At 53.1% G+C, this 22,781-nt stretch carries 23 protein-coding genes and 1 pseudogene; 17 read left to right on the top strand and 7 right to left on the bottom strand.

Features of this window, described 5'->3' with window-relative positions:
• Positions 1 to 522 precede the first annotated feature (522 nt).
• The gene (locus ABU178_RS19565) at positions 523 to 1,629 is read right to left on the bottom strand and encodes a LacI family DNA-binding transcriptional regulator (protein ID WP_397218053.1); all 1,107 of its coding nucleotides are present in this window, start codon (positions 1,627 to 1,629) and stop codon (positions 523 to 525) included.
• A 229-nt stretch (positions 1,630 to 1,858) separates the two neighbouring features.
• Here ABU178_RS19565 and ABU178_RS19570 point away from each other — a divergent pair, with 229 nt between their 5' ends.
• From ABU178_RS19570 to ABU178_RS19640, 15 genes are all read left to right on the top strand, one after another.
• The gene (locus tag ABU178_RS19570; RefSeq protein WP_397218055.1) at positions 1,859 to 2,896 is read left to right on the top strand and encodes an SIS domain-containing protein; all 1,038 of its coding nucleotides are present in this window, start codon (positions 1,859 to 1,861) and stop codon (positions 2,894 to 2,896) included.
• Positions 2,897 to 2,901: 5 nt separating this feature from the next.
• Positions 2,902 to 3,732, top strand: a complete 831-nt coding sequence (locus ABU178_RS19575) for a PfkB family carbohydrate kinase (RefSeq protein WP_397218057.1) — start codon at positions 2,902 to 2,904, stop codon at positions 3,730 to 3,732.
• A 49-nt stretch (positions 3,733 to 3,781) separates the two neighbouring features.
• Complete coding sequence (locus ABU178_RS19580; RefSeq protein ID WP_397218059.1) at positions 3,782 to 4,537, top strand: substrate-binding periplasmic protein; 756 nt, start codon at positions 3,782 to 3,784, stop codon at positions 4,535 to 4,537.
• Between the two features lie 40 nt (positions 4,538 to 4,577).
• The gene (locus ABU178_RS19585) at positions 4,578 to 5,243 is read left to right on the top strand and encodes an amino acid ABC transporter permease (protein ID WP_397218061.1); all 666 of its coding nucleotides are present in this window, start codon (positions 4,578 to 4,580) and stop codon (positions 5,241 to 5,243) included.
• Complete coding sequence (locus ABU178_RS19590; protein ID WP_397218064.1) at positions 5,240 to 5,980, top strand: amino acid ABC transporter ATP-binding protein; 741 nt, start codon at positions 5,240 to 5,242, stop codon at positions 5,978 to 5,980. The genes ABU178_RS19585 and ABU178_RS19590 overlap by 4 nt, the downstream gene beginning before the upstream one ends.
• Before the next feature lie 4 nt (positions 5,981 to 5,984).
• On the top strand, positions 5,985 to 6,812 hold the full coding sequence (locus tag ABU178_RS19595; RefSeq protein WP_397218066.1) for a sugar phosphate isomerase/epimerase family protein: 828 nt from the start codon (positions 5,985 to 5,987) through the stop codon (positions 6,810 to 6,812).
• On the top strand, positions 6,809 to 7,711 hold the full coding sequence (locus ABU178_RS19600) for a DMT family transporter (RefSeq protein ID WP_397218068.1): 903 nt from the start codon (positions 6,809 to 6,811) through the stop codon (positions 7,709 to 7,711). Before ABU178_RS19595 ends, ABU178_RS19600 begins: the two co-directional genes overlap by 4 nt.
• A 163-nt stretch (positions 7,712 to 7,874) precedes the next feature.
• Positions 7,875 to 9,161 (top strand): 4-aminobutyrate--2-oxoglutarate transaminase, encoded by a 1,287-nt coding sequence (gene gabT / locus ABU178_RS19605; protein ID WP_397218069.1) that lies wholly within the window; start codon positions 7,875 to 7,877, stop codon positions 9,159 to 9,161.
• A gap of 988 nt (positions 9,162 to 10,149) precedes the next feature.
• Positions 10,150 to 11,073, top strand: coding sequence for a transporter substrate-binding domain-containing protein (locus ABU178_RS19610; protein ID WP_449590402.1), 924 nt, complete (start codon positions 10,150 to 10,152; stop codon positions 11,071 to 11,073).
• Between the two features lie 11 nt (positions 11,074 to 11,084).
• Entirely contained in the window at positions 11,085 to 11,744 is a 660-nt protein-coding gene (locus ABU178_RS19615; RefSeq protein ID WP_397218071.1) for an amino acid ABC transporter permease, read from the top strand.
• A complete protein-coding gene (locus ABU178_RS19620; RefSeq protein ID WP_397218073.1) occupies positions 11,741 to 12,379 on the top strand; it encodes an amino acid ABC transporter permease in 639 nt (212 codons plus the stop codon). The genes ABU178_RS19615 and ABU178_RS19620 overlap by 4 nt, the downstream gene beginning before the upstream one ends.
• Before the next feature lie 4 nt (positions 12,380 to 12,383).
• Complete coding sequence (locus ABU178_RS19625; RefSeq protein ID WP_397218075.1) at positions 12,384 to 13,196, top strand: amino acid ABC transporter ATP-binding protein; 813 nt, start codon at positions 12,384 to 12,386, stop codon at positions 13,194 to 13,196.
• Positions 13,189 to 14,445 (top strand): M20 family metallo-hydrolase, encoded by a 1,257-nt coding sequence (locus tag ABU178_RS19630; protein ID WP_397218077.1) that lies wholly within the window; start codon positions 13,189 to 13,191, stop codon positions 14,443 to 14,445. The genes ABU178_RS19625 and ABU178_RS19630 overlap by 8 nt, the downstream gene beginning before the upstream one ends.
• Entirely contained in the window at positions 14,442 to 15,140 is a 699-nt protein-coding gene (locus ABU178_RS19635) for a DUF1989 domain-containing protein (protein WP_397218079.1), read from the top strand. The genes ABU178_RS19630 and ABU178_RS19635 overlap by 4 nt, the downstream gene beginning before the upstream one ends.
• Before the next feature lie 78 nt (positions 15,141 to 15,218).
• Positions 15,219 to 15,809 carry a cupin domain-containing protein gene (locus ABU178_RS19640; protein ID WP_397218080.1) on the top strand — a complete coding sequence of 197 codons (591 nt, stop codon included), beginning with the start codon at positions 15,219 to 15,221 and terminating at the stop codon, positions 15,807 to 15,809.
• 155 nt (positions 15,810 to 15,964) lie between these two features.
• On the opposite strand, the gene ABU178_RS19645 is transcribed toward ABU178_RS19640, so the two are convergent.
• Positions 15,965 to 16,327: a hypothetical protein gene (locus ABU178_RS19645; RefSeq protein WP_397218082.1), complete on the bottom strand. Its 363-nt coding sequence runs from the start codon at positions 16,325 to 16,327 to the stop codon at positions 15,965 to 15,967.
• Between the two features lie 102 nt (positions 16,328 to 16,429).
• Positions 16,430 to 17,548 (bottom strand): annotated as a pseudogene (locus ABU178_RS19650) (IS3 family transposase).
• Between the two features lie 380 nt (positions 17,549 to 17,928).
• On the opposite strand from ABU178_RS19650, the gene ABU178_RS19655 reads away from it, so the two are divergent.
• Complete coding sequence (locus ABU178_RS19655; RefSeq protein WP_397218085.1) at positions 17,929 to 18,213, top strand: hypothetical protein; 285 nt, start codon at positions 17,929 to 17,931, stop codon at positions 18,211 to 18,213.
• Positions 18,214 to 18,228: 15 nt separating this feature from the next.
• Positions 18,229 to 18,654 (top strand): hypothetical protein, encoded by a 426-nt coding sequence (locus ABU178_RS19660; RefSeq protein WP_397218087.1) that lies wholly within the window; start codon positions 18,229 to 18,231, stop codon positions 18,652 to 18,654.
• Positions 18,655 to 20,050: 1,396 nt separating this feature from the next.
• Here ABU178_RS19660 and ABU178_RS19665 read toward each other — a convergent pair.
• The 4 genes from ABU178_RS19665 to traX all read right to left on the bottom strand — a co-directional run bounded on the left by ABU178_RS19665 (position 20,051) and on the right by traX (position 22,682).
• Positions 20,051 to 20,218: a hypothetical protein gene (locus ABU178_RS19665; protein WP_397218089.1), complete on the bottom strand. Its 168-nt coding sequence runs from the start codon at positions 20,216 to 20,218 to the stop codon at positions 20,051 to 20,053.
• A 60-nt stretch (positions 20,219 to 20,278) separates the two neighbouring features.
• The gene (gene repA, locus ABU178_RS19670) at positions 20,279 to 21,211 is read right to left on the bottom strand and encodes a plasmid replication initiator RepA (RefSeq protein WP_397218091.1); all 933 of its coding nucleotides are present in this window, start codon (positions 21,209 to 21,211) and stop codon (positions 20,279 to 20,281) included.
• A gap of 120 nt (positions 21,212 to 21,331) precedes the next feature.
• Positions 21,332 to 21,532 (bottom strand): hypothetical protein, encoded by a 201-nt coding sequence (locus ABU178_RS19675; RefSeq protein WP_397218093.1) that lies wholly within the window; start codon positions 21,530 to 21,532, stop codon positions 21,332 to 21,334.
• 430 nt (positions 21,533 to 21,962) lie between these two features.
• Entirely contained in the window at positions 21,963 to 22,682 is a 720-nt protein-coding gene (gene traX, locus ABU178_RS19680; RefSeq protein ID WP_397218191.1) for a type-F conjugative transfer system pilin acetylase TraX, read from the bottom strand.
• Positions 22,683 to 22,781: the final 99 nt, after the last annotated feature.

Genomic DNA, 22,781 nt, shown 5'->3' on the forward strand with positions numbered 1-22,781 from the left:
CCTTTGATCAAGTCATTTTGTCTGGCCTTATATAATTAAGCTTATATGAAGTCAGAAAACCGGTTGGCTGAATTGGAAGCAAATCTGACTGCGGTTCCGTGTTCAAAACTCCACCATAAAATGACATCGCTACGCGAATTCTGACCGGTTACACCTCTGCTTTATCTGCAGAATTCACGTAGCACGATTAAGTGAAATTGGTTGATTTATAACCAGGCTGTAGTAGCGACCTGCCTGTAAATTTGGCTTTTATAATTACCCGGCCATGTATGCCTGAAGGATTGTGCCACATAAGAACCACCAGCTTGTTGCAGTTGCTGTCGGGCACATGTGGTTCGAGGCTGGTTAAAAGGCTGAAATAGACTGATGGGTCTGTTCTGTCAGTCTATTTGACAGTCTGGCTTTACACATGTCCGGCCACCTCAAAGCAGACGTGGACGCGTATTTCCTGTCTAAAGTTACAGCGTAACTTATATGCGCATGCCTTTTGAATATGATCCCATTCAGCACTTTTTATACTTTTCAAATATCTTGCTTAGCTGCCACCTCACCGGCTTTAGCCACCGACTCGCGAAGTTTCATTTCTACCTGCCAGGTTTGCCAGGATACGGGTAAATCAGGCTGACTGATACGCCTGAATAGCAGCTCGGCCACATGCACACCCATCTTATAGATAGGCTGAGCCACTGTGGAAATACGCGGCGTTGTCAGGGTGAGCCAGTCAAGTTCATCGAAAGCGAAAAAAGAGAGCCCATCGGGAATCGCAATTTCACGTTCGCGTACCGCACGGTAAGCACCCTGTGTCATTACATTGTCCACAGCAAAAATCGCACCGGGACGGACTTCATCCAGTACGGAAAGTGTCTCTTCATAAGCGCGCTGAGCGCAATACTTGCCGGTTCGGCGAATCAGTGCGCGTTCCACCGGTATCCCCATTTCATGGTGAGCAAGCAGATAGCCGAGCAGACGCGAGCCGCTTGAATTGAGACGTGTGGCATCAATACGGGAAAAGTGTTCCGGTTCAAGCGCCAGTCGGGCATCGTAGTCGGAGCTTAACTCGGTAATAATGGCGATACGGTGATGTCCGCAGCTCAGCAGGTAACGCGTTGCCTCCCGGCTGGCGTGGACATTGTCGATGAGCACCGCATCGGCAGCCAGCGTTGATAGCTGCCGGTCCAGCAACGCTACCGGAATACCTTGCGAAATGGCCTGCTGCAGATGACGGCAGTTATTGATATCAGCCGGCGATACGATCAATCCATCAACCTGCTTTTCCAGCAGAATACGCACCGCGTCCTGTTCTCGCGGTACCTCTTCATCACTGCTGGTGATCAGGACGCCAAATTCATGCCGACGTGCCACGTCGCTGATACCCCGCAGTGCCTCAGCGAAGAAAGGATTGCTGATATCAGCACCCACCACGCCGATAGTCTGGCTTTTACCGGTGATCATCGCACGTGCTACCTGATTGGCTACATAGCCCAGATCTGCAGCGGCACGCATGATTTTTTCTTTAATTTCCTCGCTCACATAACCGTAATTTCCCAGTGCCCGACCCGCAGCTGCGGAAGAAACACCCGCTTTACGTGCAACGTCGTTGATAGTGATCCGGTTGTTTTTTTTCTTCATAAAGCTTTTGCTCACTCTGCTTGCACGATGAACAGGTTATGGATAAACGGTCATAGTATAAGAAAAAGATCGTTGACAGTTTTTCAGGACAGGTGAATTATTGCTCATGTGATAACGTTCTCTCATTTTATGCCAACAACCCGCTGCTGTAAATCGCGGGTTATTTTTCAGAAAAATATGAGAACGTTATCACATCAATCCTAAATCCGATAAACAGGCAAAAATTATCATGCAAACACCTTCTGCTGCTTCGTTACCACTGCGTCCGCTGGAAGCGGATTTTATCCCGACGCTGGAAAAAGTACTGGCCCAGAAAGAAGCGATCACGGCTATTGCCGATGCCGCGCTTTCCCGGTCGCTTCGGGATATTTATTTTGTCGGCTGTGGCGGTTCTTTCTCTTCTTCCGTTCATGCGCACACTCAGCTCTGCCGCTACAGCAAAAAACTACAGGCCTGGAACCTGAACGCGGCAGAATTTATGGCGTTGCCGCCCGCACGCCTGGGTGCATCATCGCTGGTGATCCTCTCTTCTCATTCCGGAGCCACGCCGGAAACGGCACGGGCAGCGGATTTTGCCAAATCTTACGGCGCCTATGTGGTTTCACTCAGTCAGGAGCTTAATACCCCTCTGGCCAATACCGCAGACACGGCGCTGATTTATTACAGTCCTCGCACCGTTACCCCGGGCAAACAGTTGCTGCTTCTGCAACTGGTTATTGAACTACTGGAGCGCGTGGATAATCTCGATATGAGCGCATGGCGCGCCGCACTGCCTTTACTGCCCGAAGCACTGCTGCGTTATCTGCAGGATCAGGAGGAGACGTGCGATACCATCGCCAGTGCTATTGCCCGGGGCGGAGACATTTACGTTACCGCTGCCGGAGCAAACTATGGTGCAGCCTACACTCTCTCTTACTGCTATCTGATGGAGATGCAGTGGCGCAACGCCACGCCGGTACTGGCAGGCGATTTTTGTCACGGCCCTTTTGAGATGCTTCTTCCCGATGCGCACCTGGTGGTCTTTCATGCCGACGACGAAAGCCGCGCCATGACGCAGCGCGTCTGTGATTTCGCCCGCCGCTATACCGGTAACCTGCATCTGTTTGATGCGGCCGCCTTCAGTCTGTCTGACGTCAATCCTGAGGTAAAAGCCCGCTTCGCCGCGCTGGCGCTTGGCCTGATGGGCACCCGTCTTGCCGATCATCTGGAACATCACACCGGCCATTCTCTCGATGACCGCCGCTACATGTACAAAGTGGAGTATTGATCGCGATGCGCATTTGTGGAGTAGGTGACAACGTCATTGACCGCTATCTGCACTGCGGCCAAATGTTTCCGGGCGGCAATGCGCTCAATTTTGCTGTGTTTGGCCGCCAGGCCGGTGCGCATGCGGCTTACCTCGGGGTGACCGGCAATGATATTCCGGCTGGGGTCATTCATCACGCTCTCTGTGCCGAGGAGGTGGATATCAGCCGTCTGCGCATAAATGAGAGCTTTAACGCGCTTTCCCAGATCGATCTTGATGATGAAGGTAATCGTTTTTTTGTTGGTTCGGTGCCGCCGCCTTATCAGCTGCAGTTGAGCAATGAGGATCTGAAGTGGCTTCAGGGCTTCGATCTGCTGCATACCAGCGATTACAGCCAGATTGAAGAGCAGCTTCCCGCCCTTGCTGCCTGCGCGCCGCTGTCATTTGATTTTGGCGCGCGTGACGATGCCTGGGCAGAACCGCTGCTGCGTTGGGTACAGGTTGCAACCTTTTCGCGCAGCGGCAGCTCGCCGGAAGCGGCCGGGTGCCTCATCGAAAAGGCGCATACGGCGGGCGTTGCCACCGTATTAATCACCCAGGGCGCGAATGGCGCACTGATCAGCCATCGCGGCGAACAACATTATCAGCCCGCTCTGGCCGCAAAGGTTGTGGATACGCTGGGCGCGGGTGACGCCTTTATCGCCACGCTGCTGGTGGCGCTTGGACAAGGTCATTCCCTTACCCGGGCCGCTTACAAAGCCGCTCAGGCTTCAGGGCGAGTATGCGAACGCCTGGGCGCATTTGGTTGCGGCGTGCCGCTGACGCCCTTGCCGCCGCAAGCGAAACAACAATATTAAGACTGCCTCTGGCGGCCTGCAATCCAACATTCATTTAGTGGAGCAAGCTATGAAATTAAAAACCTTTGCCTGTTCAGCCGCGCTCATGGCTACTCTCGCCGTTACTTTACCCGCCGGGGCTGTGACTACGCTGGTCGTCGGGACCGAAGCCAATGGCATTCCCATCTCTTTTCTCAATCCCAAAACCAATCAGCTGGATGGATTCATGCTGGACATTGCCCGCCAGGCGGCAAAGCACGCTGGCTATGAGGTGCAGTTCAGGGCGATGGATTTCTCTGCGCTGATCCCGGCGCTGCGTACCGGCAAAATAGACATGATTGCAACCGGTATGTACATAACCGAGCCACGTAAAAAAATTATCAACTTCTCTACCCCCGTTTACCGCTACGGTGAAGGCATGATCGTACGTAAGGAGGATCAACATGATTATACCTCCTTTAAAGAGCTGCCCGGCGCGGTAGTCGGCGCGCAAATGGGCACCATTTTTATTGAGCCGCTCAAGCAGGCGAATATTTTCAAGGATGTCAAAGCTTACGACACGCTGACCGGCATCATGAAAGATGTTAACGCCGGACGCATTAAAGCGGGATTCGGTGATACGCCGTCGATGGCCTACTACCTTTCACTGGGACAGTATCCCGATGTGCGGCTGGTAAAAAGTTACAAGCCAGTTTTGCCCGGCTCGCTCGGTCTGGGTATGCGCAAAGATGAAGCGCAGCGGCTGGCCCAGCTCAACGATGCGATTGCCATTATGCAATCCAACGGTGAAATTACGACGCTGCTGGAAAAGTGGAAGCTTAATTAAGTTCACTGACCCTGCTCCATAAACCGCAACAGGAAAAGCGATGAACGATTTCTTAACCTTCAGCGCCTCCGTCCTTCCTATTTTGCTGGAGGGCGTGAAATACACGGTGCTGGTGACTTTCTTTTCGCTCATCATCTCGACCCTGCTGGGGTTGATGTGGGCGTTGATGCGGCTTTCCACTCGCCGCCCGCTGCGCTTAGTGGGCAGCGGTGTGGTGAACGTACTGCGCGGTATTCCGATGCTGGTGCAGCTGTTTTATATCTATTTCGTACTGCCGGATATTGGTATTGCGATGACGGCGCTTACCGCTGCCGTCCTTGGCCTTGGCATCGCCTATTCGGTCTATCAGGCGGAGGATTTCCGCGCAGGCATTCAGGCTATAGACAAAGGACAAATCGAAGCCGCGCAGACGCTTGGCATGTCGCGGCGGCTGATGATGAGACGGGTCATTCTGCCACAGGCGATCAAAATCATCTGGCCTTCCTACGGTAACACCATGGTGATGATGCTTAAGGACAGTTCGCTGGCTTCTACTATTACCGTGGCGGAGCTCTCTTTGCAGGGCAAACTCCTCGCCTCGTCAACCTTTGAAAACACCACGGTATTTACGCTCGTTGCCCTGCTTTATCTGGTGTTGTGCTGGCCACTGATGTGGGTATGCCGCCGTGTAGAACATGCCATGCATAAACGACGGAGTCACTCATGATTGAATATCGTAACGTTCATAAGAGTTACGGCGCGGTGCCTGTGCTGAACGGGGTGACGTTAGCCATCAACCGTAAGGAAGTGGTGTGCATTATTGGCCCCTCCGGCTCCGGTAAATCTACCCTGCTGCGCTGTATTAACGGATTGGAAGATTACCAGCAGGGGGAAGTCGTCTTCGACGGCATGCTGCTGGACGGCAGCGATCGTGCGTTGAGCCAGGTACGTGGCGAGGTGGCGATGGTGTTTCAGCGGTTCAATCTTTTTCCTCACCGTACCGTGCTGGAAAATGTGACTGAAGGGCCGATTTACGTCAAGGGTGAGCGCCCCGGTGTGGCTAGAGAACATGCCATGCAGCTACTGACACAGGTAGGTATGGCGCATAAGGCGCAGGCTTACCCGCAGGATCTTTCCGGCGGTCAGCAGCAGCGCGTCGCTATCGCTCGTGCACTTGCGATGCGGCCAAGAGCAATTCTGTTCGACGAACCCACTTCAGCCCTGGATCCAGAGCTGGTGGGGGAGGTGCTGAAAGTCATGCGCGAGCTGGCGAACCAGGGAATGACGATGGTTGTGGTAACGCATGAGATTGCCTTCGCCCGTGAGGTGGCTGACCGGGTGATCTTTATTGATGGCGGCGTGGTGACGGAAGAAGGTCCGGCGCGCCGGGTTCTGACGGCGCCTTCTCATCCCCGGACGCAGGAATTTTTGCAACGCGTACTTAATCCTATCAGCGAGGAGTAAAGAAATGCTTAATGCCAGCCATATCTGCGCCACTAACTTTACCTATCAGCATTATCGACTTACCCACTGTCTGGATGACGTTGCCGCGCTCGGCGTACAGTGGTTTGAATTGTGGGGCGTCTCACCCCACTTGCATATCGATACCGTCCAGGAGGAAGATTTACGCGATCTTAAGCGCCAGTTGGCGGTACGTGAGTTGCGCCTGGCCTGCCTGACGCCGGAGCAATGCGTCTATCCGATAAACATAGCCGCTGAAAACGTGCAGCAGCGAGAATACAGCATCAACTATTTCCGCCGCAGCCTTGAAATTTGCGAAAGCCTCGAATCACCGCTGCTCTTTATGACGCCAGGCTGGGGTTATGAGGAGGATAACATCACTATGGCGCGTGGACGCGCAGTTGACGCGCTGGCTGAGCTGTCACACAGTGCCGAAAGCCGCGGCGTTACTTTAGTACTGGAAGTGCTTCAGCCACGTGAAAGCAACCTTGCTCCCGATGTTCGCGCGCTAAAAGGTCTGATTGAAGAAGTTAATTCCTCTGCACTTGATGCTGCGCTAGATATTGTTGGCATGGCTGTAGGTGGCGACAGCGTAGAAGATTACCTGACCGCTTTCGGACCGAAACTTCGCCATTGCCATTTCATTGATGGTATGCCAGCCGGACATCTTGCCTGCGGTGACGGCAATCTTCCTCTTGAAAACTACCTCAGGGAAATGCGCAACGGCGGATATAACGGCCTGTTGTCGCTGGAGATCGCTGGCAGCCGCTACTGGCAGAATCCGCTTGCGCCAATGCGTCAGAGTATTCAATTTTTACAAAATGCACTCTCATGATGACGCGTAGCGGCGCGGCTATACAGCCAGCACGTAAGAGCGAAAGCCTGTTACTGCTGGTCACCCTTTGTGCCGGGGCAGGCTGGATTTTCTCGAAAGAATCGCTGACCACCATGCCGCCTGTGCTGTTTATCGCCGTACGTTTTCTTATGGGTGGCATCCTGCTGGGCTGCGCGGTGCCTGGTGCGGAGCGTCGCCTGTGGCGGCATAGCCTGCGGCCTGCGTTGGCGATTGGCTCCTTGATATGCGGTTCAATGATGTGTTGGATCGTGGCGCTGCACTTGACCTCCGAGCTCAGCGTGGGCGCCTTTCTGACTTGTCTTGGGCCGCTTATGGTGCCGCTGGCCGGAATGCTGCTGTTCCGCCAGCCGCTTTCAAGGCGGATTTGGATGAGTCTCGCGATTGCTCTTCCGGGCATTGTGCTGCTGGTAGGAAACGGACTTGAAGAGTGGCATCCCGAAGCGGGACAGCTCTGGTTTTTCGGCGCAGCCGCTATTTTCGCTTTCTACTTTTGCCTGAATAACCACTTTGCCGTCAGCCAACCGATGGTTCTTTTTGCCGCAATGCAGATGTTTATTGTGGGTGCGCTGGCGCTGCCGGTTAGTTTCTGGCTTGAAACCTGGCCCACAGCGCTTGCTGCCAGGGACTGGCTGTGGCTGGCGCTCAGCATTCTGATCCCCACCTGTCTTCGCTTTTATTTACAAAACTGCGCGCAACGTCTGGCGTACACGCCCAACGGTGGGCTGATTATGCTGCTGGAGCCGGTCTGGGCGGCAATTTTCTCTGCACTATGGTATGGCGAAGAAATGACGCTACAGCAACTTGGCGGCGCGCTGCTGATTTTGCTGGCATTGATCGTGGCAAGAGAGCGAACCACTTCAAATCAGCCTCATTCCTGAAGCCAGGCCATAAGCATTTGCGCCAGAAAAGGCGCCAGATATTGCTTTTCATCCACGCAGGCATACACCCGTAGTCCGCGTTGCGCCTGCAGCTGCGACTGAGCACTGCCGCCGCAAACGTATTTACCTTAACGAGTAAAAAGACATTGAGTGAGGAAAAGAGATGGAAGGAAAAAATAGTCTCCTGCAGCAGCGTAAAGATGACGCTTTACCCCGGGGAGTCAGTCATCTTTGCGACTGGTATGTCGAGCGGGCAGAAAACGCTACGCTGTGGGATACAGAAGGTCGCACCTGGATAGATTTTGCTGGCGGGATTGCTGTGCTCAACACTGGCCACAGACATCCGCGCGTTCAACAGGCCATAGCGCATCAGCTGGAGAGGTTTACCCATACCGCCTTCCAGATTACGCCTTATGAAAGTTATGTCGCGCTGGCGGAACGTATTAATCAGCATGTGCCCGTAAACGGAAAAGCCAAAACCGCTTTTTTCACTACTGGCGCCGAAGCGGTGGAGAATGCGGTTAAAATCGCACGCGCCTATACCAAACGTCATGGTCTCATCACCTTTGGCGGTGGTTTTCATGGCCGTACTTTTATGACGATGGCAATGACTGGCAAAGTAGCGCCCTACAAACGCGATTTTGGCCCCATGCCCGCCTCAGTCTGGCATGCCCGCTATCCTAATTCGCCTGAAGGAATTACCGTTGATGCAGCCATAGCGAGCCTGCAAGATATTTTCAGCCAGAGTATTGCGCCTCAGGATGTCGCGGCGATTGTGCTGGAACCGGTTCAGGGCGAAGGCGGGTTTCATATCGCGCCGCCTGAATTTTTAGTTCGGCTTCGTGCGCTGGCCGATCGGTACGGTATTCTGTTAATTGCTGATGAAGTACAGAGCGGATTTGCCCGTACCGGTAAACTGTTTGCGATGGCGCATTATTCAGTGAAAGTCGATTTAATGACCATGGCAAAAAGCCTAGCTGGGGGGATGCCGCTCTCCGCCGTAGCGGGCCGGGCTGAAGTCATGGATGCGCCGGGCCCCGGCGGACTTGGCGGAACCTATGCAGGCAATCCGCTGGCAATCGCAGCGGCACATGCGGTGCTGGACGTGATTGAAGAAGAACAGCTCTGTAAACGTGCGCTACAACTGGGCGCTCAGCTTACTACGCATCTGGAACAGGCTCGGGTGAAATGTAAAGCTATTACTGATATCCGCGCACTGGGTTCCATGGTTGCGGTGGAATTCGATCAAACCAGTACCGCTCAGGCTGTGCAAAGTGCAGCGATGGAACAAGGTTTGCTATTGCTTACCTGCGGCCTCCACGGCAACGTTATCCGTTTTCTTTATCCGCTGACCATTCCGGAAATGCAGTTTCATCAGGCGCTCTCCATTCTCAGCAACGTGCTGAACATCCACGCCAGTCAGACTGAAACGGCTTCGGCGTCAGCCTGACATCCCGGCTCGCCTTACCTTACGAGTCGGGATTATATTGACGCTCTGATCAGGCAGCCGCGCTGGCTGCCTGCCCGTTGATTTTAAGGATTAGCAAACCCAACATTTTTTAAAATAAACGACGCTGGCGTTTCGCCTCGGCAAACCATCCTGACTCTGCTGCAGAAGCATATCCGCCAGCGCGACCTGAACGAGTTTCTCGATGAGCTGGTCACGTTGATGCAGCCGTTGCGCTTGGAAAAAGTATCGAGGTAGAAAGACCAACATCCGTAGTTTTGGCTGCATCTGCAATGGTGTGGCTCTGGTCAAGGACCATTTGAGCGGATTCGCATTTAAACTCTGCGCTGAAATTTCTTCTTTTCATTGGGACACATCTGTTGTTCTGAGATGAGCATATCACCTCTGTTCAGGTGGCCAAATTCAGTAAACCACTACAGCCGACAACTTCCCAGGGGCAGGTAACAACGGACGTATCGGGAACGCTCAGCAGCAACTGGTGCTGGAAGCCTTACGTGACTACTTAAATCCGGAAGCGTTTAACCGGGAGCTGGACGCGCATACGGCTAAAAGAAAGGCATAGCGCGAGACAGCAAGAGCAATAAGAGGCTTTGTTATAGGCAAAGCTTCTTATTGCTCTTGCATGAGGTGCGAATGTCTGGATGAGTTTCTACGATGACAGATAACAACCTGATGAAAGACGCGGACTTTTATAGCTTTATCCGATCCGTTTCGTTGGCTTTACGCTGCCGCTTCTTGTCCGCATCTTATTCTGCGAGGGGGCATTTCTTCTGCAGTGATCCTTTCTTTCTGCACCAATAAATATCGCGGCTGCATTATTTCTGTGCATTTGCAGCTAGCAAGCCTCGCAATCCTATCTGTAAAACGCCGACATCTGCTAAATAAAATTATTGCTTTTTAAATTTAAAATCATGTGGTTAAAAAAATCCCATCACTTTTTGGTGCTGGTTATTTTCGGCTGGCATGCTTCATGCTTATTTCACCTAGTTCAAGTAACTTGAATAAATTTCAAAATACTTTCACCGGGGTGGCAAACATGAAACGACGTAAAAAGGCGCTTTCTCTCAGCTGGGCGATGCTGTGCGTAATCGGCGGATTTTCCGTGACGGCTCACAGTGCAGATGTGCTGGATCGCATCAAAGAAGAAAAAACTATTACCATTGCGACTGAGGCGCGTTACGCCCCCTTTGAGTCGGTAGAAAACAGCAAGATCGTGGGTTATGACGTCGATCTGATGAATCACATTCTGGAGAAAAAGCTGCCTGGCGTGGCGGTTAAACAGCTTGACCTGCCGTTTCAGGGCATCCTACCCGGGCTGGATGCCAAGAAATTCGATTTTGTGGTCACGGCAGTCACCGTAAACAAACAGCGCGTTGCGCACTTCGCGTTTACCGTACCGATTGCAGAATCTACTGTTGCGCTGCTCAAACGTGAAAATGACGGCACGATTACCACATTAGATGATCTGAGCGGCAAAATAGTCGGATCCCAAGCGGGCTCAGGTCAGTTGCAGGTGTTACAGGAGTTCAACGCAAAACTGAAGTCCAGCGGCAAGCCGGGCGTCAAAGAGATCAAGCAGTACGTCTCTTTTGATGAGGCCTACGCCGATCTGGCAAACAAACGTCTGGATGGCGTCGCGCAATCTCTTGCCAACCTTGGTCCCCTGATCAAGTCACGCCCGGGCCTTTTCACCACCCTGAAGCCCATGCTCGGACCCACTACCTATTTCGGCTGGGTCGGGCGTCAGGATACTGACAGCGCATCTCTGGTGAAGCTTCTCAGCGATGGCATCAGCGAAGCCAACAAAGATGGCACGATGAAAGCCCTTCAGCAGAAATGGTTTGGTTTCGTGATGGACGTGCCGGCGGACAAAATGCCTGCACCCGCACTGTAAGAGGTGGGAACATGGGCGAATTCTTCTCGCTGCTGACCCGTTGGCTGCCGATGCTAATAGATGGCGCGGTGACTACCGCCTCATTGTGCATCGTTGCCATCGTTACCGGTTTTTTTGTCGGTGTGGTGATTTATCTGATGGAAAACGGCCGGTCATTAATCGCGTGCAGAGTCGCTCGTGTGTATATCAGCCTGTTTCGTGGCACGCCGGTTATTGCACAGGTCTTGCTCTGTTATTACCTGCCGGGCGAGCTGGGCCTGTCATTGCCTGGCTACCTGGCCGCTGTTATCGCACTCACGTTGAATACCGCAGCTTACCAGTCACAGATTTTGCGCAGCGGTTTTCAGGCCATTGCGCCAGGACAACTGGAGGCTGCGTCAATCTGTGGGCTGACGCCACGTCAGGCGCTGTGGCATATCCAGATCCCGCAGGTGCTGCGTTTGACGTTACCGTCGTTAATTTCCGAGTTGATCGACGTGATCAAGGCTTCTGCCGTGGTGTCAGTGATTGCCATTACGGATCTGATGCGAGTTGGGCAACAACTTGCCTCCTCAACCTATCGGCCGCTGGAAGTCTATATTGCAATCGCGCTGTCGTACCTGGTACTCACCAGCCTGCTTTCGCTGCTGGGCAGCTATGCTGAACGCCGCTGGCAGAAGGAGGGCCAATGAACGACTTCCTGCTCTATATTCCCGATTTTGGTCACGCTCTCGTCGTTACGCTCGGTATCAGTTTATGTGCTGCGTTGTCAGGCGCTCTCATCGGTTTCGCTGCGCAGGCCATGAGCCGTATGAACGCGTTACTGTACGGATTGTGGCGCACTTATGTCTGGCTGGTACGCGGCACACCCTATTTAGCGCAGCTGGCGGTGTTCTACTTTGGCCTGCCGGCAATCGGCATCACGCTTAGCGCCGTCGAAGCCACGGTGATTTCACTTGCACTATACAGTACCGCTTACTTCGGCGAAATTTTCCGCGCCGCATGGAAGAGCATCAGTGTCGGGCAACTGGAAGCTGCGCAGGTACACGATATTTCTGCCTGGAAAAGCTTCTGGCATATCCAGACGCCGCAGGCGCTTCGTTTCAGCTTTCCATTACTGGGTAATCAGTTTATTTCCACGATTAAAGAAAGCGCGGTGGCTTCGGTGATTACCGTGCCTGAACTGACCATGACGACCGGGCAAATTGTCGCCAACACCTACACCTATATCGTGCCGTACACCCTATTGATCCTCAGCTACTGGCTGCTGGCTCAGGGTGTCAGTATCGGCGTGCGTCTGTTGAGCCGCACCTCTGTAGAAGGATAAGAGCATGCATCCCCAACCTATTCTTGAACTACGCCGTGTTGGCAAGTCATTTGCCGACAATCGGGTGCTTGCGGACATCAATCTCACGGTCAGTACCGGTGAGATCGTGACGCTAATCGGCCCTTCAGGCTCGGGTAAAACCACCGCGCTGCGCTGCATGAATTTTCTCGAAGCCTATGACGAAGGAGACGTGCTGATCAAAGGGCAGCTTCTGGGGTACAGCAGCAACAGCCGCAGCCTGAAAGATCGTGACAGCGCAGCGTTGATTGCCGAAGTGCGTCGTCCGCTGGCTATGGTGTTTCAGCAATTTAATCTGTGGCCACATATGACGGTATTAGAAAATGTCTGCGCACCGCTAATTCTTGGCAAGAAAACGCCACGCGATGTGGCGCGGAAGAAAGCGGCGCAAGCACTGGCACAGGTGGGAATGGCGGAAAAAGCCAGTGCGCGGCCAGCTCGCCTTTCTGGAGGACAACAACAGCGCGTTGGTATTGCCCGAGCGCTGGCGCTGGAGCCGGAGCTTATGTTGCTGGACGAGCCCACTTCTGCACTTGACCCGGAGCGTGTGGAGGAGGTACAGGACGTGGTGAAAGCCCTGGCCAATGACGGGATGACCATGGTGATGGTGACCCATGAAATGTCATTCGCGGCCAAAATTTCCTCACGCGTGGTATTCATGGCGGGCGGTTCGATTATTGAAAGCGGTGCGCCAGATAAGCTGTTTCGTCAGCCCCAGACCGATCGACTGAAGAATTTCCTCGCGCCCTGGTTTAAGCGCCCGTTACAACTGGACGAACGGGAGATAAACGATGCCTGATATCACCCCGATGCAGGTCGTGGCGCAAGTCAGCCAGCAGCGTCTGTTAGACAGGCTGGCGCAACTCGCCCGCTTTGGCGCGCAGGAAAATGGTGGCGTTGATCGCCAGGCGCTGTCGACTGTGGAACTGGATGCACGCGCCTGGCTGATCGATTGGGCCGGCTCACTGGGCTGTGAAGTGATAACCGATGACAGTGCCAATCTTTTCATTCGTCGTGCCGGACAAGAGGCTTTACCGCCTGTGGTCACCGGCAGCCATATTGATACCCAACCGTCTGGGGGAAATCTTGACGGTTGCTATGGCGTTATCGCGGGAATGGAGTGCCTGAGCGCATTGCATGACGCGGGGATTACGACGCGTCGTCCAATCGAGGTCGCGGTCTGGATGAATGAAGAGGGCAGTCGTTTCTCACCGGGCGCAATGGGATCCAGCGCTTATGTCGAACCTACGCGCTTGAACGATTATTTGGCTCATCAGGATGCAAGGGGAACCACGGTGGCGCAAGCGCTGCAACAGTGCCATGAGCGTTTTCCCCATTTACCCCGCCGTGCCCGCGTTCCCTTTGCTGCCTTTATTGAGCTGCACATTGAGCAGGGACCAGTGCTGGAGCAGGCCGCGCTGCCGCTGGCTGTGGTCAGCGGTATTCAGGGCGTGCGTTGGTATCAGGTTACCTGTTACGGCGAATCGGCACACGCCGGCACAACGCCCATGGCTGTGCGTCAGGATGCGATGACGCTCGCCCGTCGCACGGCTCATCAGGTCGAACTGGCGATGGCGCATCTGCCAGCGGAAGAATTACGTTTGACTTTTGGGCGCTGGGACATAGCGCCAAACGCCATTAACACCACCGCCTCGCGGGTGAGTTTTACCATAGATTTTCGTCATGCTGACACCTCAGTTCTCGCGGAGTTTGACGCCGTCATGCAGCAATTTGCCGCCGTGAATGTTCAGGTCAAAAGCCTGTTTCATCATCAGCCAGTGGCCTTTGACGTCGGATTGATATCACAGCAGCATGCCAGCGCTGAGGCGCTGGGAATCGCGGCGATGAAGCTGATGTCCGGCGCATTCCACGATGCGATGCATCTTGCCGGACACTGCCCAACCAGCATGTTTTTCGTCCCCAGCCATTGTGGTATTAGCCATAACCCGGCTGAGCACACTGACCCTCAATATCTGTATATTGGCGCCAAAGCGTTAGCGCACTGCCTGACAGAACTGGCCAATCAACCTGAAGGAGTTAATCCATGAGCACATCAACCTATCCTGCATGCTGTGACAAAGACAACGGCAGCGCGCTGGGCAGCAACGCCACGTTATCTTCCGCGATTTCTGCAGACGGTACGCCGATTTCCGGGGAGCTGTACACTGTGCCGGCACGCTGCGGCTGCGCCGTGCGTTTGAGAAAGGGGCAAATTATCCGTATTATCAACACGCCCGGCAGTCAGGTTTGCGATACCTGGCTGTTCAACAGCGATGATCTCAGCGAGTTCTCCTCGATGGAACATACCCGAGCCTATATTGATAAGATCATCCCGAAGGAAGGCGATGCATTAGTCACCAACCAACGTCGTCCGATTGGTACGCTGCTGACTGACACTTCGCCAGGCATTCACGATACGCTGATAGCCGCTTGTGACCTGCATCGTTACACAAATTTAGGCGTGACTGAATATCACGACAGCTGTGCCGACAATATGCGCCTGGCACTGAACGCTATCGGTTTGCGCGCCCGTGAAGTGCCGCAGCCACTGAACCTGTGGATGAATATTCCGGTCAATGCCGACAATTCCATCTCCTGGCTGCCGACGGTAAGCCAGGCAGGCGACTACGTAGAGATTCGTGCCGAGCTGGATTGTATTGTGGTGATGTCGGCATGCCCGCAGGATATCGTGCCAATTAACAGCTGTGATCCACAGCCGGTGCATTTCTACGTAGCGGATTGATAAGCCAGCCTGCTCGTTCAGGCATTAACGTGCCCGGCCAATGCTGGGCGTTTTAATAGAAAGTGACAGAAGCAAAGTATGAAAAAAAACGGCGAAGCCAGTGGAATAGGGTTATCAGATTTAGGCATGCGACTACGCCATGCGCGCTTAGCGCAGGAGATCACCCTGAAGCAACTGGCGCAAAAAGTCGGCTGTTCAGAGAGTTTGCTGTCGAAGCTGGAGAATGAGGTCGCTGCACCGTCTCTGGCAATGCTACACCGTTTGGCCACCGCACTTGAAACCAACATCTCTGACCTGATGGCTGAAAGTTGGGTGGCCGATTTACCCGTGATGAAGGCGGAGAGCCGCCGACGCAAACGCTTTGTGCACCGTAACAGGAAAGGTGGCATTGAGTTGGAAAACCTAACACATCACCATAAAGGCGGCCTGTTGCAGGGCAATATTCATGTTATTGAACCCGGTGTCGCCAGTGACGGACAGATTGAACATCATGGAGAAGAGATGGGCTATGTGCTTGAGGGAGAGGTTGCGCTTTACCTTGGCGATCAGGTTTACGAACTGAGTGTCGGGGACTCGTTCTATTTTCCCAGCAACGTGCCGCACGGTTACCGCAATACCGGCACAACGGTTGCCAAAGTGTTGTGGGTAAATACTCCTGTCACCTTTTGATGGTGTATTAAGTACAGGCTGGTAGCCCAGTACTCTGGTCAGGCAGTACCTGAGCGAAGTTAAACATGATGACTAAATTGTCAGACAGCGAGACGGCTAAACCGGTATATTGATCATTAAAGCAGTAAAGACTGGCGATACGATCAGAAAAGAATCTACTCAAAATCATTTGGCACCAGACAGGATTTCGATAGGCTACTCCACAATCCTGCGGTGGGATATTTCCAGTTAGCTAAAAGCCAGTCATGTTGCAAGCTGCCATCTTTTTCAAAGAGCGACTTGCCTTTTGCGAGCGGAAAACTGTAATGGTGTGGTTCATCGTCAGGTCCGACGTTAACAGTTGCTTCGATTGCCGCATTGGGACCATAGAGTTTTGGGAACTGACTGTTCAATGGAGCAATCAGATTATGTTCTGCTACGGTATAAGGTTCTTCGGGTGTTGCAACAAACACCTCGCTGAAAGGAGGTTGGTCTAGCAGATCGGCCATCCCCGGCAAATCAATGGTGCTGCTTACCATCACCCATTTAGTTTCACCCGGTGCAATACTGAGCGGGTGGTTGGCATTTTTGTCGGAAGACAGCGAACAGCGCTGACCTGCCCCCAGTATTAAACACAACAGTCAGTTAGTAATGTCGGTTGGTTTACCTTCATTTTTTCCATTTCGCCAGCCCGCTGCAAACTCCGCTGGCGTCAGATAATTCAGTGAGGAATGAGGCCGACACTCGTTATAGTCTTGCCGCCAGTCGTTGATGATTTTTCTGGCGTGAACAATATCGCTGAACCAGTGCTCATTCAGACACTCATTCCGAAACCGACCATTAAAGCTTTCGATAAACCCGTTCTGTGTCGGCTTGCCCGGCTGAATAAACTGAAGCTCAACGCCATGCTCAAAGGCCCACTGGTTCAGTGCCCGGCAGGTAAACTCTGGTCCCTGATCTGTTATGATCGTTGCCGGATAGCCACGAAATAGCGCAATACTGTCCAGAATACGTGTGACCTGAATGCCTGATATACCGAAGGCAGCAGTGACTGTCAGGCATTCCTTAGTGAAATCATCGACGCAGGTCAGTCACTTGATCCTGCTTCCGGTAGCCAGTGAGTCCATGACGAAATCCATTGACCACGTCAGGTTAGGAGCAGCAGGACGAAGCAATGGAAGACGTTTCGTTGCCAATCCTCTATGACGTCGTCTGCGCTTAACACCCAGGCCGCTGAGATGATAAAGGCGGTACACGCGCTTGTGATTAACACGCAGGCCTTCTCGTCGCAGTAGTTGCCATATACGGCGGTAACCAAAACGCCGGCGCTCAAGAGTCAGCTGAGTGATGCGCGTGGATAAATACGCATCAAGCGCCGGACGCTGAGCCGAATAACGGCAGGCTGAAAGGGACAGACCTGCCAGCCTGCGGGCACGACGTTGCGACAAACCTGCGGCCTCACACATGACTTCCACGGCTTCCCGCTTCTGGTCTGTCGTCAGTACTTTCGGCCCAGCGCCACCTGTAGTGCTTCCTTATCCAGCATGGCTTCTGCAGGCAACTTCTTAAGACGAGCGTTCACTTCTTCGAGCGACTTAAGGCGTTTTACTTCAGGGACTTCCATTCCACCGAACTTCTTACGCCAGGTATAGAAGGTGGCGTCAGAAATAGCATGCTTACGGCAAAGCTCATGGGCGGAAATGCCAGCCTCGGCCTCGCGGAGAATAGATGATCTGTTCGTCAGAAAAACGTTTCTTCATGGGGATGTCCTCACGTGGCTTATGAAGACATTATTAACATCGGGGGGTGCTAATCAATGGGGAGCAGGTCAACGTAACACGGCCCCTATCTGGTCTGAAACCTTTTACCTCTACCTGAAAAACCTCCACTAATCCCCGCCTCGCCGCCGCCAGCTCACAGCTAGTAACACTTTTAGATTGATATAAAATATATATCACCTGTTGACGGGTGATATAGATTTGCTATCATTTTTAAGGGGCGTAACTGTACGCCTCTAATTATTGTGCATTTACCCGGGTGAAATCGTCGCATCTGCGATATAGGGGGCGGGTAGATGTAAATGGTAGGTAATGGTCCTTATACAATCGCGGTTAAACTGCTTAAAAATAGGTAAAAAATCATGAATCTCAACGCCGAATCAAAAGCTAGTAGCTTTTTGTTCAGGTTACGAAGCAAAGACACCCCAACAGGTGTAAGTGCGGATACCCTGGATAAACTGATGCAAGAAACCGGCCTGAGCAAAACGGAAATAACCCATCTGGCCCTGCGTAATCTGGCAAATGTCTACCTGCCTTATTACGACCAGGACAATGGACCGTTAACCGAAGCTCAATACCAGCGTATAAACGAAGTCAGCACGGCAGCGGATATACCGGAGGAGAGTTTCACAGAAAAACTATTCTAAACAGGAACAGCTTAGATGGCCTCTGATGAAATTAATGAACCACAGCAATACCCGGTGTTACCGCAATTAGCAAAGCTGGTTTGGGTGCGATTTCCGCATACCATAGGTGTACCGGGGCCGTACCCAAGACCAGCGCTGGTGATAGCTGTATCCCGCGAGCATCATGCAGTCAAAGTGGTGTTCGGCACCAGCCAAAAGACAGACAGGATTTACCCAACGGAGTTTGTGGTCAGGAAGACCGATCCTGATTACCACCTGACCGGCCTTTCATACGACACCAAGTTCGATATGAGCCGCCAGGTGAATCTGCCCTACAATTCGGAATGGTTTGCGATACCACCAGCGCGTGAAGGCCACCCAGTGCCGACCACGCCAGAGCTGGGAACGCTGCCAGCCAGCTATTTACCTGCCATCAAAAAAGCTGCCTACAGAGTGAAATAGTCCGCTGCCCCGCTAGGGGCATTTTCATTATGTCTCGAACCGCTCAAAATGGACGTTATTGTTATTCACGGCGAAAACACAAACCTTGGACTTAGGTGCATTGTTTTTAACGGAGGTAACACATGCTTTACATACTCAGCAGTGTTGAGGTTGCCGAGCTATTCATTCGCCGCCGCTACTATATAACGGTCGCAGAACAGGTGACCAGGGGCATCTGCGGGCATTAAAAAAGGTGTCAGAGGAAGAAAACCTTGCTTAACGTGGGGGGGCGTTCCACTGAGCGTCAGATCACTTTAACGTCTGTAATGCTGCCGATACCATTTTCCCTGTACTGGCAGGGACTTATTAACTTTTACCAGCCGCTTTCTGCCGAAGTAAAACATCACACAGCCAGTTAAAAATGTAATCAATGCGGGCAATATCTTACCATGACTCGCCTCACCAAGCATCGGACTGCCCAGGATCAGGGCTAAACCTGTGAGCATAGGTATTGCCGGTCTGCACCCAGATATTTTTTCTTCTCTGTAAAATGCGTGACACCTCGTGCATACGGTATATCCTTTCGGTACGTCAGTACCACAAAACGGGCAATTCATATAAGTTCTCCTTTTTGGTAGATTATTAATATCGTTAATATCGTCCGATCTTTGATAATTACTTTTCGTCTAAGCGACTAAGAATCGTGAATCAACTCCGTTATTTCAATAAGGCAGCAGTTTTTAGCCTGTATCAGCCAGTTTGAGAACGATGCAGGTAGTCAGCCGGAAAATTTTTCCTCGAATTCCAGTGCATTTCTTCGGTCAGCTACACAGGGCTTATCCCTCAACCGTAGGCGGACAGTACGCATTCAGCCTCTTTATGCCGCGTAGCGGCATGAAGGCGCCAGCCGGTGCCGAATCTCACCCTGCAACCGAATGGCGCCGGTAGCGCTGCGCAGCCGCCCTCTCCTTCGCATACCGCGTAACCCCCCTACCCTGTGCAACTGCCGTTTAAGCAGCGGCCTTGCAGACGCACAGAACCCAGCCGGTCGCAGACGAAAGAACGCCTCAGGCGCACCACCCACAGCGGCACCGCTACTTTAGTTACACCATTCACTAACAGCGACAGCAGTACCGGCCCTCCGGGCCGGGCGGCCGGGGCTGGTCAGTGGGGGCAACCGGGCTTCAGATCCGGCTCCGGGATTTTGCCGGAGAGGGGCGCGAGGTTTCAGGCTCTGCTCGGGTGTGGGGTTAAAGATAGTTCTAACGAATGATGTAACTAATATGCTTTGCCCGCCGCTTGTCGGCGGGAGCTACTTTCGATTCTGAGCGGCGCGGACACCTGCGGCCGCTGCAGGCGAAGGCATTAAACTTATCCACGCCAGATGCCGGTATGAAAACCTTATTTATTATTTTGATTATTCTTTCTGACGTAAGTCAGGATTGTCTTGCGGATAGCGGTGATTATGTATGCAGGCAAGCGCAAGATATTGATTGCGGATAACTGTGATAAAAAAATGCGGCGCACCGTCTGTGGCCGTTTTTTCACGCTTCTTCGCAGCAAATACCGGCACCAAAGCGCACATTCTACCTCCGGCACAAACGCCACCACCGCCAGTTAAGGCGGTAAAAATTACAGGGTGACGTCAGTAAACGATATCGGGTATTTCGGGCAGCACGGGCTCATATTCGGGGCCCAGCTCCAGCTGTCGCAGACACTTCCAGACCAAGCAATCAAAGTCTTCCGGCGAAAGATTTCCCCATACGTGGGCCGGACGCGCGCGCAGCAGCTTGGCCATCGCGTTACGCCTGTCGTCGAGCGGCAATTTACTCAAACGTTTGCGGCGCTTCTGCTTTGATATTTTATCACGGCGGCTTATCAGCGTGGCCATGCGCATATTTTCATACCAGCGTCGGCGAGCTGCACGAACGGAGGCGTGCGTACCCGGCTCAAGGATACCGTCGGCTTCAGCGGCGAGCCGCTCGTTGCGCTCCGCAAGGAATTTGTCCATGTCGATGCCGCACAGCTGCCAGAACTGATCGGTCAGTACGATATGGCGCGGCATGCAGTAGCCCGTAACCGGGTCCATTTCCAGATCCGGCCTCTCTATCAGGCCGTAGCGCTCCCATTCCTCAAACAGACGTGAGAGCCGGCTGGGCTCAACACGTGTCTCCGGAATGACGTCGCCGTTTTCATCTTTGGGACTCAGCTCGTCAGCCAGCCTGCTGCCGTTGAAGGTGACTACAGACGTGGCCAGGTCAGCGCGTTGCACAAGCAACGGCCATATTGCGTCATACAGCGCCTGCTTTTCCGGCCGAAAATCGCGTTTACGTCCGGCGACGTCGCGCAGCTGAACAAAGTATGGGTGGCGCGACATACGCTGGCGCAGCTTCATTTTGCCTGTGCACTTGTCCTTGATTACAAGTCGGCTCATGGCATGGCCCATCTGTCCGGGCAGACGCCGGTAGCCTTTTGGTGCAAACCACTCCGGATTAGCGCATTTGCAGGCAGTGGAATGATCGCCACGGTGGCGCTTGTCAGGCCGTGAAGAAGCAGGGAAGGTTGTCTGCTTATACATGCCGTCCAACGCTTATATTGCGCGAGCGGAGTAAGCACAGAACGGATTGTCTTTTCCTGAGCATAAAACTATACTCCCTGCACAGGGCAAAAATCCTGTGCAGAACTATAGTGGGCCCCGTTAATCTTCATCCGTCGCCAAACTGAAGGGATTAACGGGGTTTTTCTTTTCTGACGCGGCGTCATGCCGTTTCAGCTCCCTGCCACCTTCAGGCGTGGCCAGCCATAAATTTTCATCTGTCCGTAATTTATAACTCAGAAGCGCTTCCATCAACGATGGGATTTGGTCGCAGCACTCCATTACTTCGAGCTTCAGCTTCAATCAGTTTTTCAGGCCTGATAACAAGACTGTATGCTTTACGAATCCCGCCTTTTCTCCGGCTGGCAGGCGCAAGCGCGGTCCCTGTCACGAGCTGGCAGCTCTCTGTTACGGGTGCATTTCTTTTCGGAACAGAATGTTACTGGACCACGGCGTCTCATGCCCGTACCTTGCAGCATAAAAAAACTTTCCGCAGCAGAACATAAGCTAAATCAAAAAAATGCCTTTCCTGTGACACCTGAACAATCGCTGGCGAACGGGCTGCTCCGGCGTTACGGACGGTTAAGAAGGTTGTGTCAGTAAGATAGCTGGGACGCGGTGCCGGCAAACGTCAGCCTGGTGGATAACAGACTACCGGCTATAACTGCAGTAAGATTTATTAAGTTATTTTTCATATGATTTCCTTCATTGCAGAGAAGTAGCGACAGAGAGGTCAGACAACAATGACCAGAAAACTGATGCACAGCAGATGGATGGCATACGCCGGGGCAAACCAGCGCCCGACCTGCAGTCGCCGTCCGGAAGCCGGAACCAGTCCATGTACACAGAACAGCACCGTCAGCGTCAACAATACTCCGGAGAGCATCATCACATCACCGTGACGGGCATTAAGCAGGGCAACCAGTAGCAGCCAGATGGCAAACAGGGCGGGACGCAATGTGTCCCTGACTTGCCAGACGAGCAGCGCGCCGGCAAGCATCAGCAGACCGGATATCCCGTAACTGGCTGAACTGAGCGGCAGATACCCCGCCAGGGTCGCGAACGCCGCAACGCCATTGAACACAGTCGCAACCTGCAGGAAGCGAGCCACCTGGATGACAACGGCAAAGGTGAACAGTATATTTAATTGCCACCATTGTAACCCTTCGTCACTGAAAGCCAGCCAGTAGCCGGGCTGTGCCAGGAGCGCCATCAGCCACAGTCGGTTAAGGCTGCGCTGGCATACAGCCCGTCCCGCCAGGTTGCAGCCGCTGACCAGAGCAAACAGGGGAAATGCACAGCGTCCAACCATATTCAGCAACGGCATATCCGGCTGAAAGGCGGTGGCAATGTGATCTCCCACCATTGCCATAAATGCGACTATCCGGATGGTATCGCGCTGCAGAGCGGACAGGTTAAGTACCGGGCTGACGAGGCGTAAGGAGAGAGGCATACCGGTATTCACGCTGTACCCTCCGGACATTGTGCGCCCGGGTCTGCCGTGACGCGTTCCGCCAGCTGCAGTTCGTCATCGCTGAGCAACAGCGGGATA

It is taken from the genome of Pantoea osteomyelitidis (assembly GCF_044342975.1).
In the GTDB taxonomy this organism is placed as follows: Bacteria; Pseudomonadota; Gammaproteobacteria; order Enterobacterales; family Enterobacteriaceae; genus Pantoea; species Pantoea osteomyelitidis.